We start from the raw sequence: 14,957 nt of genomic DNA, 5'->3' as shown, positions 1-14,957 counted from the left end.
TACCATTTCGAAAACAGATGAGTTATGCGATCGGCCAATTGGGTTGGTCCACTCTCATCAATATCATTGGTCTTCACCAAGTTTATTTTTATCTTCCACCCGCACCAAAACTAGGACAGGAATGTTTCCCTGATCTCATTGAAAAGTTGGCCTTCTGGGGGCTGTCTACCATTGGAGTGGTCGCTGCGGTTGGTCGTTTATGGGATGCTTTTACTGATCCCATCATTGCTAATTCTTCGGACCGGTTTAGTTCTCGATTTGGACGTCGGATTCCCTTTCTTTTTCTCGGAGGATTGCCTGCAGCCGTCTTTTGTTGGCTCATTTTTGTTCCCCCACACAACTTTATCTCTTCTGCCAATTTGGTTTGGATGACTGGATGTATGTTGTTATTTTATTTATTTTTAACAGTGTATGTCACACCTTTCTTTGCTCTCATTCCAGAGCTAGGGCATACACCGGAAGAGAGGTTGAATCTTTCTACTTATATTTCTGTGACATACGCCTTGGGGATCATTGTGGCATCCACCGAGCCAATGATTGCCGGTGTTTTAAAATCTTCGTTTGTTTTTGATGCGGATAGTGCCGTTCAAACTTTGGTATCGCGTCAGTATGCTTTGGGAATCCTTTGTGTGTTTGCTGCTATTTGTATGTATTTTCCAGTTTTTACGATTCATGAAAAAACCTATTGTGAATCGGAAGCTTCCAGTGTTCCTTTCAAAGAGGCCATTTTTCTTACATTCAAAAATAAGAATTTTCTATACTTCGCTTTGTCCGATCTCTGTTATTTTTTAGCCCTTACCATCCTCACCACAGGAATTTCCTATTATGTAACTGTACTTTTGGAATTAGAACGCGAATTTGTGACCCAACTCCTCACTGTGATGTTACTGGTATCGTTTGCTTTTTATCCCGTGGTCAACTGGATCGCCAGAAGGATCGGAAAGAAAAAAACCGTACTCGTTGGATTCTATATTTTTCTTATCCTCTTTCTTTCTATATATTTTGTCGGGAAAAATTCGTTGCCATTATCACCACATATCCAAGGTTATTTGATTGTTGCGATTGCCGCTGTTCCTATAGCAATCCTTGGAATCTTACCAAATGCAATCCTTGCCGATATCGCTGAACTTGATTCATTAAAAACTGGTTCTAAACGCGAAGGTTTGTTTTATGCGGGAAGAACTTTTATGCAGAAATTGGGACAAACGCTAGCAGTTCTCATTTTTAGTTCCGTTATCCTTTTGGGAATGGATCGTGAAACAAAGAAAAATGGTTCACCCCATGTAACAGGGATCATCGCACCTTCCGTAGCAGAACCAAAGTCAGAATTGAAAAAAAATTCAGAAGTAGAGGCAAAAATAAGTATGGAAACTACCATTTGTAAAGTCGAAGATGTAGAAGTAGGAGGGGAACTCGGTGTTCGTTTAACCGGTCCTCTTGCCTCAGCATTCTGTCTACTCGCCATCTTTCTCTTTGGAAAATACAAGGAAGATGAAACTTTAGAAGAGATTGCAAAGATACGTGGTAATTAAATCCTGGTTTTTGGAGCTATTCAGATGAGATATCGCATTGAGACAACCAAGTTAAAGAACGGGTATATCGAAGCCAAACTCATCGAGACAACCACAAATAACCCGATCGAGTTTCGGATTTGTGACACGGAAGAATATGCGCAGGCCCAAATCAAAGATTGGCAAAAGCGCTTCCGAATGAATGAACCGCAAGAACAGGACTAAATTCTTCCTCCGATGGGGCATGGCTTTTGCCCTTGTTTTGAGTGTTACTGATTGTAAATCTTCCTCAAAACGAGATTATTTCGATACCAATTTCCAATGTTTTGCGGAGCCTGGGTGGCGAGACAACTCTAACTTTAAAAAGTATATAGAGAAAGCTTGGCTCCCCACACGGCTGTTATACGCAGAAGATAATATAAAAATCAAAAAAACCGATATTGTTTTTACTGGTGATAGTTTGGTTCACTTGTTTTTGCCAGACTTGATGGCCAAGGAATTTCCAGGCAAGTCGGTTACCAATCGTGGGATTGGCGGGGATATGACAGAGACTCTTCTTACTAGAATTGAAGATGATGTCCTTATCCTTCACCCTGAGAAGGTAGTTATTGAAATTGGTGGAAACGACTTTATTCAAGGTAAATGCCTTAGTCTCGTACAAAACAATCTCCTTTCTATCATTCATAAAATCCACTCTCGGAATCGAAACACAAAGATATTTCTGATTGCTGTGCCACCAACTCGGGTGAAGGAATTAAACCAAATTGTTCCGGTATTCAATTTGTTTTTAAACCAAGTTGCAAGAACCACTTCTAATGTGGAATATATCGAAGTTTGGGATAAAATGCGTAAAACCGATTCTCCTACACTAAGTGATGAATTCATACGCCCTAATGGGGATAGTCTTCATTTTAATGAAAAAGGATATGAAATCTGGGGTAAAAAACTAAGACCCTATCTACAAAAGTAAAAATGCATTCACTCCTACTAATTTCTCGGTCTCCGATTACTGAATCTATACTTTCTGAAACTTTCACCAATTCAAAGTTTGGTGAGACATCTTTTCAATCAAATTTAAGGGCTTCAAATGTGATTCGATCGGAAAGATTTGGATTACACTGTGTGCGAATTTTAGTAAATGAATTGTTGGATCGAGAAATAATTTTAACAATTCGAAAGAAATTAGCAGAACACCAAATTGACTTTTTGTTTCTTAAATCTTTGTTACCAAAAAATGCAGAATCTCTTTTTGTTTTTGATATGGATTCCACAGTCATCAAAGAAGAGGTCATTGACGAGTTGGCAAGAAAACACGGAGTGTATGAAGCCGTGGCCACAGTCACCAAACAAGCGATGGAAGGTGGAATGGGATTTGACGAAGCACTTCGATTGCGAGTGAAACATCTAGCCGGTCTTTCCAAAGAAAGTTTTCGGGAAGTATATGATCTATTAACATTAAATGAGGGAATGGAAAAAGTATTTCAATTTGTTCCAACAAATGGATCCAAACTAGGAATTCTCAGTGGTGGATTTACTCCTGTATTGCAATTATTTTCTGAAAAGTATCCTGTAAGTTTTTACAAAGCCAATGGTTTGGAAGAAAAGAACGGATCTTTTACCGGCGAAATTTTTGGTGAGATCATCAACCGAGAAAAAAAAGAAATTTATCTAAAACAATATGCAAAAGATCTTTCGATTCCTTTGGAACAAGTGGTTGCTGTTGGTGATGGGGCAAACGATGCCCTAATGCTTGGTGCTGCAGGAATAGGAATTGGAATTCACGCGAAACAAGGGTTAAAAGATCAAATCACCAACTGGATTGATTTTACTGATCTATCCGCTTTAGTTTTTCTCTTTGAGAATTCTTTTTAATTCATCCAAAATCGATAAAGCTTCCATCGGTGGAATTTGATTTGGATCAATTTGTTTTAATCGTTTCAAAACCTTTTCTTCGTTAGGGGAAAGATTGGTTGTTTGGTTATCCATAAGACCCGCAAACAAACTTGGTTCTTCGTTTTTAATTTTAATTTCTCGTTTTTTAGATTCAAGCCCTGAAAGAATTTCTTTGGCACGATCGGAAACGGTTTCTGGAATCCCTGCGAGTTTTGCTACATAGATTCCAAAGGATTGTTTTGATTTTCCCCGTTTGACTTTCTTTAAAAATAGGATTTCACCTTCTTTTTCAAACGTATCCAAATATAAATTAAAGATTCCATTTCCTTTTTCCAGTTCTGTCAACTCATGGTAGTGGGTCGCAAAAATGGTTTTTGGTTTGGGAAACTTTGCAGATAAAAATTCCAAAATGGCCCATGCAATCGAAAGTCCATCATAAGTAGATGTCCCACGACCAACTTCATCAAATAAGATGAGGCTATTTTCTGAAAATTGATTTAAGATGGTGGCTGTCTCTTTCATCTCTACAAAAAAAGTAGATTCACCCTTAGTTAGGTTGTCCCCCGAGCCAATCCGAGTAAAAATTCGGTCTACCACGGCAAGGGAGGCTTTTTTTGCAGGAACATAAGATCCCATTTGAAATAGGATTTGGTTAATCGCAATTTGGCGCATAAAAGTGGACTTACCGGCCATATTGGGACCAGTTAACACGGCTATGGCGTTGTCACTCGGATTGAGTTCCAAACTATTAGGTACAAAACGTTCGCCAATGGGTAAAAAAGTTTCAACAACAGGATGGCGTGATTCGGAATAGTTTAAGATTCCGTCGTTTCGAATCTCAGGCCTAATCCATTGGTATTCTTCTTTGGTTTCGGTGAGGGAAAGATGATAATCCAAAGAAGCAATTTCGTTGGACAATGTCAAAAACTCTTCATAAAGAGAAATACAGTGCGCAACTAATTCTTCGAATTTTTCCTTTTCAATTCTTTCGATGATTCCGTCAGCTTGCAGGATGGCTCGTTCTAGTTCTTCTAATTCGGGTGAAGTAAACCTTTCTCCGGTAACCAGTGTTTGTTTTTTTAAAAAATGAGAAGGGACTTCTTTTGCTTGTGCTTTGGAAATTTCAATAAAGTAACCAAGGATTTTGTTGTAACGAATCTTTAAAGAGGTAATGTTTGATGCTTTTTTTTCCTTCTCTTCCAATTCCAAAATCCAATCTTTTCCTTTTTCTCGAGCAAGAATGGCATCATCGTATTCTTTATTAAACCCGGATTTTAAAAAGGGAGAGTTCCCGAGAAATACAGGAAGTTCGCCGTCATAAAGGGTGTCAAAAAACAATTTTGATAGTGCATTTAGTTCTTTGGGAAGTTTGGAAAAATCATAACCAATTCCATCTAGAATGAATTTGATATTTGCTGTGGATTCTAAACTTTTTTCGATCCCACGAAAGTCACGAGGCAAAGCTTTTCCAACGCGAAATCTTGTAAGAACTCGCTCTAAATCAATCAAATCACCTAACAGTTCTTTTATTTTTTGTCTTTCCTTTTTATTGGAAGAAAGAATTTCTATTTTATCCCAATGGGCTTTGATTTTGTTTTCATCTCGAGTGGGAAATAAAATTCTCTGTTTGAGGTATCTCTTTCCTGTGGCAGTGATACAACGATTTAAAACCCCAAATAAAGTATGGTTTTTGTCATTTGGATTTTCGACAAGCTCCAAGTGAGAAACAGTTTGTTCATCCAAAACTAAATATTCGTTTTCATCTATTCGTCTTGGGGATTTAAAAACAAAGTTTTGTTTGCGGTAGTTATACTGAAGATAAGCATCAAGGACATGGACAACAGTATCAATTCCAGCTCCTTTCTTTTTGGGAAGATAATCAGGTGGAATTTTAGAAAGGATGATTCTAGAATCTTTCGCTAAGGGTGGAACTTCTTCTGTATAAATGATTTCTTTAGGAGAAAACCGTTTGATAGTATCGTTAATTCTTTCTGTTTCATTTTCTGAAAAAAAGAAATAAAGTAACTCCGAGGTGGAAACATCAGCAAACGCTAAGTAAACGGAAGTTTTTTCCCTATAATACAAGGATAAATAATTGTTTTGGTATCCGCCAAGAAGGTTGTCTTCCACCACAGTTCCCGGTGTGATGATACGAACCACTTCTCTCGACATGATTTTGGCTTTTGGATCGTCAGGTTTTGTTTGTTCACATACTACTACTTTTTTACCCGCTGCAATGAGCCTTGATATATAACTTTCTGTAGCATGATAAGGAATCCCTGCCATAGGAATTTGGTTTTGACGTTTCGTAAGAGTGATGTCCAAAATTTGTGCGGCAATTTTTGCATCTTCTAAAAACATTTCATAAAAATCCCCCATTCGAAAAAATACAATTCCATCTGGGTGTTGTTCTTTCACTTCCATATATTGGCGCATAACAGGAGTGTTTAATGCTTCATAGTGTTCGGACATTTTGTACCAAAGTTATTATTTTATTAGGGTCTTTTTTCCCGTCGGTTTCCACTCCACTGGCTACATCAATTCCATATGGGTTTACGGTTTCCAAAGCAGATTTGACATTGTCTGGATTGATTCCACCAGCAAGTAAAAAAGGTCGTTTTACGGATGTTACATATTCCCAAGGGAATGAATGTCCGGTCCCACCACCTAAATTTTTTTGATAACTGTCTAAAATGACCAAGTCTGATTTAGGTTCTAGGTCTTCATCACTTGTGACCTTGGATTGGATGCGGATGGCAGGTAGTAACCTTTTTGTTTCCGTGAATTCATTCCAAATTTGCGGAAGTATCCACTGATCTCCTCGGATGAGTTGGATGAGGTCTGGATTGAAACGCTCTGTTAAGGTTTTAATTTCTGTAATATCGTTTTCAAAAAATAAAAATACAAGTTTAGGAAATCCAGATTTTTGTCTGATGCGGAGAAGTTCCTCAGCGGTTTGAGGTGTGATGGCACGAGGGGAACGTGGTGAAAAGTTGAGACCTACAAAATCGACCTGGAGATCCACACAAAGTTCCAATGTGGCCAGGTCTTTGATTCCACAGATTTTGATTTTGTATCTGGTTCCCATTTGGAAACCAGATTGAATCAACTCAGATCAGAGGCAATCGATCCTTTGTATCCAAAGTGTAAAAATTTAAGGAAACTATCCTGATAAATCAACATATCTTGTTTAGAAATTCCTTGGCGAACCATCTGCACAAAGATATTGAGAAAAAAGGAAAGAATGTTGCGAACTACAAATTCGCTGACTTCCCCTTTGTAACTTGGATTTTTTTCTTTAAAACTGCTATACTGTTCAAAGTTGATTTTTGTCAGACGAGTGAGAACCGTATCAGGAAATTCTTCTAAATGAGAACCCTGTGATTTGGTTAAAAGTAAGATAAAATCATCTCGATTGGCATCCACATAATCAAGTGCAATATGAAATCTCTCTTGCCAAGCCTCATAACTGTCGTTAAATCTTTTTTCGAAGTAATCTGGATGAGATACGTAAGCAAAGGCTTTTTCCATTCCAGAAAGAACCGGCTGTAGTATCTCTGTTAGAAGGTGTTCTTTGTTTTCAAAGTAATTATAGATATTACTCGTCGATACCTTTGCTTTTTTTGCAATGGTCCGCATACTAGCCTTCTCAAAACCGAGTTGGATGAATTCCTCTCGAGCCGCTTGTAAGATTTCTTTTCGTGTATGTTCTTTGGGAGTTTGCATGGTCCTGAACGATGTTTCCTAAAAGAACAATGTCGTTCAGGATTCATTTGTAAAGTTTAATTTTACATGTTTGTTGTATTTTGTATTAATTTTGCCACAATTCCATAGAGACGAAAACTTCCTAACACCAAAACAGGAAATCTGCCTTGAAAAAGGGGGATTAGGTCTTCCTTTCTGTTGATCCTTTGAGCCACTGGCTTCAGGGGATCCGGTAAGGCTGGGAAAGTTCCGAAACCGCTGCCTTCCCATAAAACCAGAGATTGTAGGGGAAGGCTTTCCAGTTGCAAAAGGATCCCTTCTAGGTCTTTATCGGGAAGACTTCCTAGAAGCAGGGAAAAGGAAGGATGTGTTTTGGCAAATTCGCGAGTAGTCGTAGCGATGGCATCTGGGTTATGGGCCGGATCAAAAACAATTTCAGGAGAGTTTTGTAAAACTTCCATACGCCCCCGAGGTTTGGCTACAGATTCGAAAGTTATCGAATTCAGTTTTGGAGTTAAATCTGGATAAAGAATGCTGAGTGCCGTTTGGGAAAAAAGAAAGTTAGTTTCTAAATACGTGGGTTTTTGTTCCAAAGGGAGGAACTGAACTGAAGTGTTTCCTTTGTGAAAATTTTGAATGAGAGTTTTTAAGGAATTATCTTCGTGATCCATCACCAAAAGGTTTCGGCAAACATCTGTTAGGATTCCTAATTTTTCCATACAAATTTTTTCTTTGGTATCTCCTAAAATTTCAGAATGATCCAATCCAATTTTTGTAAATATGACATGGTCGGCATTCACAAGTTTTGTGGCGTCAAGCCTTCCGCCAAGTCCTGCCTCCCAAATTTCGAAATCTGTATTTTTTTTTGCAAAATAGAGATAAGTAAAAATGGTTAAAAATTCAAAATAGGATAGTGATTTAAATTTATCTAAATCAGGAAGGATTGAATTTTTAAAAAATGAATTTACTTCCTCTTCTTTAGGCACCTGAGGTTTTCCATCTTCAAAGATTTGAAATCGTTCTAGCGGTGTCGAAAGGTGAGGGGAAGTATATAGTCCTGTTTTGTATCCAAAAATGGATAAAAGAGATGCAAGGTAATGTGAGGTAGATCCTTTTCCATTGGTTCCAACCACACTGATGCGAATTGGTTTCTGTATTTTGTGTTTAGTATTTACAAATAAAAAAAGTTTAGAGAGTTCATCTAAAGAATATTCTTTAAAAACATTGAAGTTCCTTGTTTTTTCTATGTTTTGTAAACTATTTAAAAAATCTAAAAACAACATATAGAATATTTTTATAATCCTTTGTGAACTTTGGGAATCGATTTAATTGCGATTTTTTAATTGTTTGAGAAGGAGTGATTCTACCTTCCTAATCCATTTCTGTTTTGTTTGAATATTTGTAAATAGTTCAAATTGTCGAATCCCTTGGAAAAGTAACATGTGGTATCCAGGAATGATCTCAGCTTTTTTTTTCTTTGCTTGTTTTACTAATTCTGTTTCTAAGGGATTATAAACAATATCGAATAACGTATGTTTTTTGGTAAAAAAGTCGGAGTTTAGAAGTGGTTCCCCTTCAAATCCTTTCATACCAACGGGAGTTGTATGGATGACAAGATCATAGTTTTCTGCTTCTTCCATAGAGTTTTCTTTGGTCGTAACACCAATCCATTCTGGATTTCCTAAAGAATTGAGAATCTCTTTGGTTGCAGATTCATTTCTTGCAAGGATCTTAACCTTTCTCTGGATTTTTCCTTTCTTCGCATTTTTATGGAGAGTTTCTGCGATGGAAAATATGATTCCTTTGGCACTACCCCCACTACCTAGGACCAAAATTTGTTTTTCTATATGCGGATCTAAAAGTTTGGGATCGCATTTTAAAATAGAGGTAACGGCACCCGTTCCATCTGTATTCACAGCTTCAATCCCTTCCCGGAAAAGTAATGTATTGGATGAACCCATCGTTTGGGAAGCCTTACAAACAATGTTCGCTTGTGAATACGCCCATTCCTTAAAAGGTATGGTCACTGATACTCCCCGTACGCCTAAGTCAATTAAGGGACGAAGACCTATCTCGTTCCAATGTTTGTTTTCAAAAACCAAATACACTCCATCATATCCAGAGAGTTGAAAAAGGGTATTATGAATCCAAGGGGAAAGGGTGTGGCCCAAGGGATATCCCAAGATGCCAAATATCTCAGTGTGTTTTGAATACAAGGAAAACCTCTTTTTTTATCTTATGGACTAAACTATGGCTTACCGAAAATAGGTAATAGACAGGTACAAGAACAATGATTTCATTACCGCTTGCCGCACCATCAGAACCGTGGACCATTCTCGTAGATATTTTATTCTTTTTTCTCGCATCAGCAGCCTGTGCCTATTATTTTTATTATTATAAACGTAAAGACTTACTCGGAAAATTTTGGGGATCTACATTCGTTGCAGGAATTGGCGCCTTAATCGTTTTTGCAACTTTCCAAACTTACATCCGAGATATCATCATGTGGCTCATGTCACCAAAAATCGGATCCACTCAATTATCCAACGTGAACTTGGTTGCTATCTTTCTTGGAGGATTTACGGCTCTTTACATCATGAACCGAATCAACCATAACAAAGAAAGAAGAGATTGAATTCGACTTTTCATATAACTTTAAATACTTGAGAAAGTTATAATAAAATCCTAGAAGGGCGAGAACAAATCCTTGTTTGCCATCTAGGATTCCCAGCCGAATCCAATACATATAAAATCCTTTAAAACAACCTTTCAAAAAAGCCCAAAGTACTGAACTCGATTTTCCTTTTCGGAATTCTTCCTCAGCAAACAGACTAGAATAACGATCAATGAATTGTAAATGATCGGATATGTTTTTATAGGAATAATGATAGAGTGGATTTTTTAGTTTAATTGGTTTTCCTGAAAGTTTGACTCTTTCGTGCACCAAACCACCGCTAAACTCACCGGCCGTTTTTTTAAACAAACGAATTTGGTAATTGGGATAGTATCCACTAAATCGAATCCACTTCCCTAAATAATAAGTCAAACGAGGGATAAGGTATCCAACCGACTGTAGTTTATTTTTCGTAAATAATTCTGTGATTTCTACTTTTAATCCGTTTGATACCACTTCATCGGCATCGACTGCAAGTACCCAATCGTATTTTGTTTGTTCGATAGCATAGTTTTTTTGATCCGCATAATTTACAAACTTACGATAGAATACGCGCGCACCTAATGATTTAGCAATCTCAACTGTTTTGTCAGTAGAACCGGAATCAATGACAACTATATCTTCAATAAAGGAAAGGGCAACGAGAGTGCGAGATATATTATCCTCTTCGTTCTGGGTAATGATGGCGCAGGATAAAGGAAGAGGCATAAATTAAATTTGGTTTGGGTCGCGGACAGAAATGAATTTATCAGAGAGAGGAATTTCTAAACGAGCTATGGTAGAGTCTTCTCCGATGATGATACGAAAGAAATTGGGATCGATACCTTCCCCTTTTAACATGATGAGAATAAGGGCAAGTCCAAGACCTGCACCTTCTGTAGTATCAGCATTGTCCATATAGAACTGAGCGATATCATCATAGACCATTCCTTTTTCCAATCGTTCGCGGATGGCTTTTTCTTCTTCTTTGGCAATGGGTGTGTTATTGATGACTTCTATGGTGATTCCATCGTCATTGAATTTAAAATTAATTAGGCAGAAGTATCCTTTCTTTTTGGCTTTCATTCCAAATTCATTGGACATTTCTTCCGAAAACATCTCTCGGTATTCTCTAACGCCCCTGGCATACTCAGAAGGATTTAACATACTGTAGCCACGTTCTTCAAAAAACACACGTTTTTGGTTGGCCTTACAAGCATTGATCGCTAGTTCTTTGATGATGGTGTAAAGAGTGGGGACAAGAGTAGGGTAAGTAAGGCGATCTAGGATGAGGCCTACTGCTTCCTTGATATGTTCCTCCACGGATTTGGACACTCTGTGTGTCTTAAGCGAGAGAATTTTCCCATTTTCGATGTGTAATTTGATGTGATCAGAAATCTCGCTTGTTTCCTTTCCCATACCCGAAATCTTTTCCATTCTAGTCCTTACTGTCAAGGTAACTAAGACCGCTAGCATGAAAAACCGCAGGCTTCTATTCCTCTCCTTATTTATATCGGCTTTTGCCCCTACGATACTTTTGTCTCAAAATTTGAAAATGAAATCGGTTCGAATTTGGGACAGTGAAAAATCCAATTTTGGCGGATTTGTGGATGTAGAGGTGGTGCAAGGGAAAATCGTTTCTCTAAAGGCCGCAGCTCCCACTGTACAAACTAAGTACTTATTGCCTGGATTTTGTGATGCTTCTGTCACTTTAGGCTCCAATGCCCGGGGCGGAAAGACGGGTCGTGATGAGATTTCCACATTTCTTTCGGGGTTTTTAGCGGCTGGATTTAGCCACATTGAGTCGGTAGGCGATCCCCCATTGGCTAATTTACAAACCGAAATTTCCAAATCAAAGTGGTTTTCTCCCATCATCACCCAATCCCAAAAACCGGCTTTGTATCCAGAACTTACTACTGGGAAGGAGATTCTCTACCAATCAGGGCTTACCGGATCCCCCGATTCGAAAAGAAACCGCCACCTCCCTATCTTTTTAAAAGAAGTAGAAAACCGGGGATTTTCTCAAACGGAACTTTTTGCCAAACGCAGAGAAGGAGAAGAAAGAGGGTATCTTCCTGTTGCTTATACCTTTGCGGATAAAACCAGCTGGGAGGATGCTCTCGATACCGGTTTTCCCGTGATCTTTCATCCCATGCCAGAGGGAACCAATCTGTACCGAGCTCAAAAACGGGACTTTCGTTGGGCTCCTATGTTGTCTATTTTGTATCTCCAGGAATTAAAAACAAATCCAGAACTTTGGAAAGAAGAGGTCCAAGTTTGGTCCCGTCTCCATTCGGTTTTTGGATCACGTTGGAAGGATTCCTTGTCTTGGGATGCGGAGGAGGATACTTCTGAAAAACTTTCCTTTTCCCCCTACCAATCTAATTTCCAGACGGAAGCCGATGTTGGGAAAAATTTACTCTTTGCCAGCGGGGCTGGGCATTGGGGACTTTTCCCTGGCCAAGCAGCCATTGTGGAAATCCGACTTTGGGAGGCAATTTTGGCCAAACCTGAGGAACGGAAGGCCGAGTTCGTGAAAGGAAAACCTGGGTTTTGGGCCTCCCTTTTTGGAAGTTTTTCCCCAAGTATACTTCCTACCAGTAGAGACCCAGAATCTCTTTCCCAAATCCGCCGTGACATCATCCAAACTTTGACCTTACGCACTTGTTCCTATATGGGCACAGATCATGAGGGGAAAATTCGGGTCGGTGGGCCTGCCCATTTTTCCATTCATGACGAAAATCCTCTGAAACGCAGTTCCGGAATATTTCCAATTGAATCCATGATATTAGGAGGAAAATTGGTCTATACCCCTAAACCCACCAAGGAAGGAACCGCAAAATGAAAGGCCCATCCTCAGAATTTGAACGTTTATTAGAAGAAAGTTTTAAAAAAAGACAATCCATTGAACCTGGCTCACGTCATGAAGCCAAAGTAACAGCTGTTAAAAATGATTATGTGTTCATTCGAACCATAGAAAATAAAATCACAGGAAATATCTCTACGGAAGAATGGAGAGAAGAAGTTTTACCTAAGGTTGGTGATTCACTTGTTGTTTATTTTTTAAAAGAAAACTCGGGCGATTTTTATTTTACCACCTGTCTTTCTGGAGACAACCTAACAGAAGAAAATATGGAGATGGCAGCTCAATATGAAATCCCTGTTCTTGGCCAAATGTTAGTTGAATCTAATGGCGGATGGGATGTAAAACTGGGAAGTCATCCAGCATTCGTACCTTTTAGTCAATTAGATGGTTCCTTAAAAGGAACAAATATTGCCGGCAAACGAATTAAATTTGTGATTTCTGAAATTGGTAAAAAACAAAATAAAATTGTTTTATCTCAGAAAAAAATTGCAGATAAAGAAAGAGAAACCAAAAAACAACTGTTACGCGAAGAGTTAAAGGCCGGAATGTTTGTATCCTGCACTGTAAAAAGCATTCATAAATTTGGACTCATCGTGGATATGGACGGGTTTGATGCCTTGGTTCCTCAATCAGAAGCAACTTACAAAAAAAATGCTGATTTAACCACAGAATTTCGTGTCGGAGAAACGTTACGGGCCAAAATTCTTACGCTTGATTGGGTTACTAACAAAATCTCTCTCAGCGTAAAAGACTTTTTGTCAGACCCTTGGTCAGGGAAACTTCCTTTTAAAGAATCTGATATTGTGACAGGGACATTAGAGTCGATCAAACCATTTGGCCTCTTTGTTCGGTTAGGTGATGATTTTTCTGGACTTGTTCCGAACAAAGAAACAGGAGTTCCCTCACGCACTCCGCTAAATACAGTTTTTAATCCTGGGCAAAAGTTGGAAGTGTTTGTGATGGAGATCAATCCTGAAAAAAGACAAATTGCTTTGTCAATTTCTAAAGCGGCAGAAGCCAAAGACCGGATGGAATACCAAGAGTATATGTCCAAAGAGGAATCAACAGGTGCTGTTTCTAGTTTTGGTTTAGCCCTTCAAAAATCATTGGAAAAAAAGAATAAAAAGTAATTCACGAATTGGAGATCGCACTTTTTAAACCAGAGATTCCACCTAACACCGGAAATATAGCAAGACTTTGTGTAAATGCCGGTGTTCCCCTCTCTATCGTGGGGGAGCCCTCCTTTGACCTTTCGGAAAAAGCAGTCAGGCGTGCAGGACTTGACTATTGGAAAGATCTGGATCTGCGTAGATTTGAGGATTTCGAAGAATTCCGAACTCAAAAGGAAAAAGAAGGGAGTCGAATCTTCCTAGTATCCAAGTTTGGGACCAGAGTCTACTGGGATGTAACCTTCCAAAAGAAGGATGTCTTTCTATTTGGGAGGGAAACCTCGGGACTTCCAGAAGAAATTCACAAGTCTTGCCCTCCAGAACATATCATTTCCTTACCTATGGCAGAGGTGAGCCGTTCGATCAATCTTTCCAATGCCGTTGCCATTGTACTTTATGAAGCACTGCGCCAAGAGAATACACGGACTAATCCTTAAAGGATAAAACAATTTACAACTCTTCCGTTCCCCTTGAAATGGGAATATATGCCGTTCCCTCTCTCCAGAACTGAGTTAGAGAAAGAAGTGAAAACTTTGTTCTCCAATGGCCTCTCGGGGAATGTGAACGATTTCTACTCTTGGGTGTTTATGGAAACCCAGAGGAAATTTAAGGACATTCCAAATACAACTTTGGAAACTATGACCTCTGTCCTGGATGAATTTACCAAAGACGGAATCATCACCACAAACCCCTTGGACCCAAGGGAATATTTGTTAGCTGAATCTTCTCCTATCATTCGCAAGATGGGTACTTCAGAACAGTTTGTAATCCTTGGTGCTCTACCATACAATCCCATGCAATATGTTCGTGCCAGGCTTGATTATTTTCTGAAACGAAATGGGATCATTGAAGACTTACGTATGGATCTTTGTATAGCCACCGTGGAAGCAGTAGAGAATGCCGCGAAGTATGGGGATGGTGGCGGAGTGGAAGTTATATTCCAAATCGACAAACACAAAACCTTTACCATTGAAATGATCAATACAGTAAAAGATTTTAATCTAGAAGACGATATTCAAAGGGGTAAGTTTTCTTCCACAGCAACACTCATGCGTGGTATGATGGTCATGCAAAAACTTTTCGATTCAGTTGATTTAGAAATTAGCGACAATCGAAAACAAGCTATACTCAAAGCAACTCGTAAACTAACATAGGTTCCT

At 38.8% G+C, this 14,957-nt stretch carries 16 protein-coding genes; 9 read left to right on the top strand and 7 right to left on the bottom strand.

Going from position 1 to position 14,957, the window contains the following annotated elements:
• Positions 1 to 17 precede the first annotated feature (17 nt).
• The 4 genes from EHQ31_RS14255 to serB are packed head-to-tail and all read left to right on the top strand — an operon-like array spanning position 18 to position 3,383.
• Positions 18 to 1,532, top strand: coding sequence for an MFS transporter (locus EHQ31_RS14255; RefSeq protein WP_135573950.1), 1,515 nt, complete (start codon positions 18 to 20; stop codon positions 1,530 to 1,532).
• 24 nt (positions 1,533 to 1,556) lie between these two features.
• Positions 1,557 to 1,736: a hypothetical protein gene (locus EHQ31_RS14250; RefSeq protein ID WP_002975048.1), complete on the top strand. Its 180-nt coding sequence runs from the start codon at positions 1,557 to 1,559 to the stop codon at positions 1,734 to 1,736.
• 19 nt (positions 1,737 to 1,755) lie between these two features.
• The gene (locus EHQ31_RS14245) at positions 1,756 to 2,481 is read left to right on the top strand and encodes an SGNH/GDSL hydrolase family protein (RefSeq protein WP_135571283.1); all 726 of its coding nucleotides are present in this window, start codon (positions 1,756 to 1,758) and stop codon (positions 2,479 to 2,481) included.
• A gap of 2 nt (positions 2,482 to 2,483) precedes the next feature.
• The gene (serB, locus tag EHQ31_RS14240; RefSeq protein WP_135571281.1) at positions 2,484 to 3,383 is read left to right on the top strand and encodes a phosphoserine phosphatase SerB; all 900 of its coding nucleotides are present in this window, start codon (positions 2,484 to 2,486) and stop codon (positions 3,381 to 3,383) included.
• Here the strand turns inward: serB and mutS are convergent.
• The 5 genes from mutS to EHQ31_RS14215 form a co-directional block, all read right to left on the bottom strand.
• Positions 3,354 to 5,876 (bottom strand): DNA mismatch repair protein MutS, encoded by a 2,523-nt coding sequence (gene mutS, locus EHQ31_RS14235; protein ID WP_135571279.1) that lies wholly within the window; start codon positions 5,874 to 5,876, stop codon positions 3,354 to 3,356. The two genes, serB and mutS, sit on opposite strands and share 30 nt — an antisense overlap.
• Positions 5,860 to 6,492 carry a phosphoribosylanthranilate isomerase gene (locus EHQ31_RS14230; protein ID WP_135571277.1) on the bottom strand — a complete coding sequence of 211 codons (633 nt, stop codon included), beginning with the start codon at positions 6,490 to 6,492 and terminating at the stop codon, positions 5,860 to 5,862. Before EHQ31_RS14230 ends, mutS begins: the two co-directional genes overlap by 17 nt.
• A 17-nt stretch (positions 6,493 to 6,509) precedes the next feature.
• Positions 6,510 to 7,130: a TetR/AcrR family transcriptional regulator gene (locus EHQ31_RS14225; protein WP_135571275.1), complete on the bottom strand. Its 621-nt coding sequence runs from the start codon at positions 7,128 to 7,130 to the stop codon at positions 6,510 to 6,512.
• A 62-nt stretch (positions 7,131 to 7,192) separates the two neighbouring features.
• On the bottom strand, positions 7,193 to 8,392 hold the full coding sequence (locus EHQ31_RS14220; RefSeq protein ID WP_135571273.1) for a Mur ligase family protein: 1,200 nt from the start codon (positions 8,390 to 8,392) through the stop codon (positions 7,193 to 7,195).
• 42 nt (positions 8,393 to 8,434) lie between these two features.
• Positions 8,435 to 9,325 carry a shikimate dehydrogenase family protein gene (locus tag EHQ31_RS14215; RefSeq protein WP_135571271.1) on the bottom strand — a complete coding sequence of 297 codons (891 nt, stop codon included), beginning with the start codon at positions 9,323 to 9,325 and terminating at the stop codon, positions 8,435 to 8,437.
• Positions 9,326 to 9,399: 74 nt separating this feature from the next.
• Here EHQ31_RS14215 and EHQ31_RS14210 point away from each other — a divergent pair, with 74 nt between their 5' ends.
• Positions 9,400 to 9,744, top strand: a complete 345-nt coding sequence (locus EHQ31_RS14210) for a hypothetical protein (RefSeq protein WP_040917277.1) — start codon at positions 9,400 to 9,402, stop codon at positions 9,742 to 9,744.
• Here the strand turns inward: EHQ31_RS14210 and EHQ31_RS14205 are convergent.
• Entirely contained in the window at positions 9,649 to 10,491 is an 843-nt protein-coding gene (locus EHQ31_RS14205; RefSeq protein WP_135571269.1) for a glycosyltransferase family 2 protein, read from the bottom strand. The two genes, EHQ31_RS14210 and EHQ31_RS14205, sit on opposite strands and share 96 nt — an antisense overlap.
• A gap of 3 nt (positions 10,492 to 10,494) precedes the next feature.
• Complete coding sequence (locus EHQ31_RS14200; RefSeq protein ID WP_135571267.1) at positions 10,495 to 11,199, bottom strand: histidine kinase; 705 nt, start codon at positions 11,197 to 11,199, stop codon at positions 10,495 to 10,497.
• 37 nt (positions 11,200 to 11,236) lie between these two features.
• On the opposite strand from EHQ31_RS14200, the gene EHQ31_RS14195 reads away from it, so the two are divergent.
• From EHQ31_RS14195 to EHQ31_RS14180, 4 genes are read left to right on the top strand one after another with little or no spacing between them, the layout of a single operon-like run.
• Positions 11,237 to 12,607, top strand: coding sequence for a hypothetical protein (locus tag EHQ31_RS14195; RefSeq protein WP_135571265.1), 1,371 nt, complete (start codon positions 11,237 to 11,239; stop codon positions 12,605 to 12,607).
• Entirely contained in the window at positions 12,604 to 13,758 is a 1,155-nt protein-coding gene (locus EHQ31_RS14190) for a S1 RNA-binding domain-containing protein (RefSeq protein ID WP_135571263.1), read from the top strand. Before EHQ31_RS14195 ends, EHQ31_RS14190 begins: the two co-directional genes overlap by 4 nt.
• Before the next feature lie 8 nt (positions 13,759 to 13,766).
• Positions 13,767 to 14,234 carry a tRNA (cytidine(34)-2'-O)-methyltransferase gene (locus EHQ31_RS14185; RefSeq protein WP_135571261.1) on the top strand — a complete coding sequence of 156 codons (468 nt, stop codon included), beginning with the start codon at positions 13,767 to 13,769 and terminating at the stop codon, positions 14,232 to 14,234.
• A gap of 48 nt (positions 14,235 to 14,282) precedes the next feature.
• Positions 14,283 to 14,951, top strand: coding sequence for an ATP-binding protein (locus EHQ31_RS14180; RefSeq protein ID WP_135571259.1), 669 nt, complete (start codon positions 14,283 to 14,285; stop codon positions 14,949 to 14,951).
• The last annotated feature ends 6 nt before the right edge of the window (positions 14,952 to 14,957 follow it).

It is taken from the genome of Leptospira montravelensis (assembly GCF_004770045.1).
GTDB lineage: Bacteria > Spirochaetota > Leptospiria > Leptospirales > Leptospiraceae > Leptospira_A > Leptospira_A montravelensis.
This window is presented reverse-complemented; position numbering and strand designations above follow the sequence as displayed.

What these genes read in the sequence shown, in the direction of transcription:
- EHQ31_RS14255 (WP_135573950.1), top strand. Translation starts at nt 18, where the DNA reads ATGAGTTATGCGATCGGCCAATTGGGTTGGTCCACTCTCATCAATATC.
- EHQ31_RS14250 (WP_002975048.1), top strand. Translation starts at nt 1,557, where the DNA reads ATGAGATATCGCATTGAGACAACCAAGTTAAAGAACGGGTATATCGAA.
- EHQ31_RS14245 (WP_135571283.1), top strand. Translation starts at nt 1,756, where the DNA reads ATGGCTTTTGCCCTTGTTTTGAGTGTTACTGATTGTAAATCTTCCTCA.
- serB (WP_135571281.1), top strand. Translation starts at nt 2,484, where the DNA reads ATGCATTCACTCCTACTAATTTCTCGGTCTCCGATTACTGAATCTATA.
- mutS (WP_135571279.1), bottom strand. Translation starts at nt 5,876, where the DNA reads ATGTCCGAACACTATGAAGCATTAAACACTCCTGTTATGCGCCAATAT.
- EHQ31_RS14230 (WP_135571277.1), bottom strand. Translation starts at nt 6,492, where the DNA reads ATGGGAACCAGATACAAAATCAAAATCTGTGGAATCAAAGACCTGGCC.
- EHQ31_RS14225 (WP_135571275.1), bottom strand. Translation starts at nt 7,130, where the DNA reads ATGCAAACTCCCAAAGAACATACACGAAAAGAAATCTTACAAGCGGCT.
- EHQ31_RS14220 (WP_135571273.1), bottom strand. Translation starts at nt 8,392, where the DNA reads ATGTTGTTTTTAGATTTTTTAAATAGTTTACAAAACATAGAAAAAACA.
- EHQ31_RS14210 (WP_040917277.1), top strand. Translation starts at nt 9,400, where the DNA reads ATGATTTCATTACCGCTTGCCGCACCATCAGAACCGTGGACCATTCTC.
- EHQ31_RS14205 (WP_135571269.1), bottom strand. Translation starts at nt 10,491, where the DNA reads ATGCCTCTTCCTTTATCCTGCGCCATCATTACCCAGAACGAAGAGGAT.
- EHQ31_RS14200 (WP_135571267.1), bottom strand. Translation starts at nt 11,199, where the DNA reads ATGGAAAAGATTTCGGGTATGGGAAAGGAAACAAGCGAGATTTCTGAT.
- EHQ31_RS14195 (WP_135571265.1), top strand. Translation starts at nt 11,237, where the DNA reads ATGAAAAACCGCAGGCTTCTATTCCTCTCCTTATTTATATCGGCTTTT.
- EHQ31_RS14190 (WP_135571263.1), top strand. Translation starts at nt 12,604, where the DNA reads ATGAAAGGCCCATCCTCAGAATTTGAACGTTTATTAGAAGAAAGTTTT.
- EHQ31_RS14180 (WP_135571259.1), top strand. Translation starts at nt 14,283, where the DNA reads ATGCCGTTCCCTCTCTCCAGAACTGAGTTAGAGAAAGAAGTGAAAACT.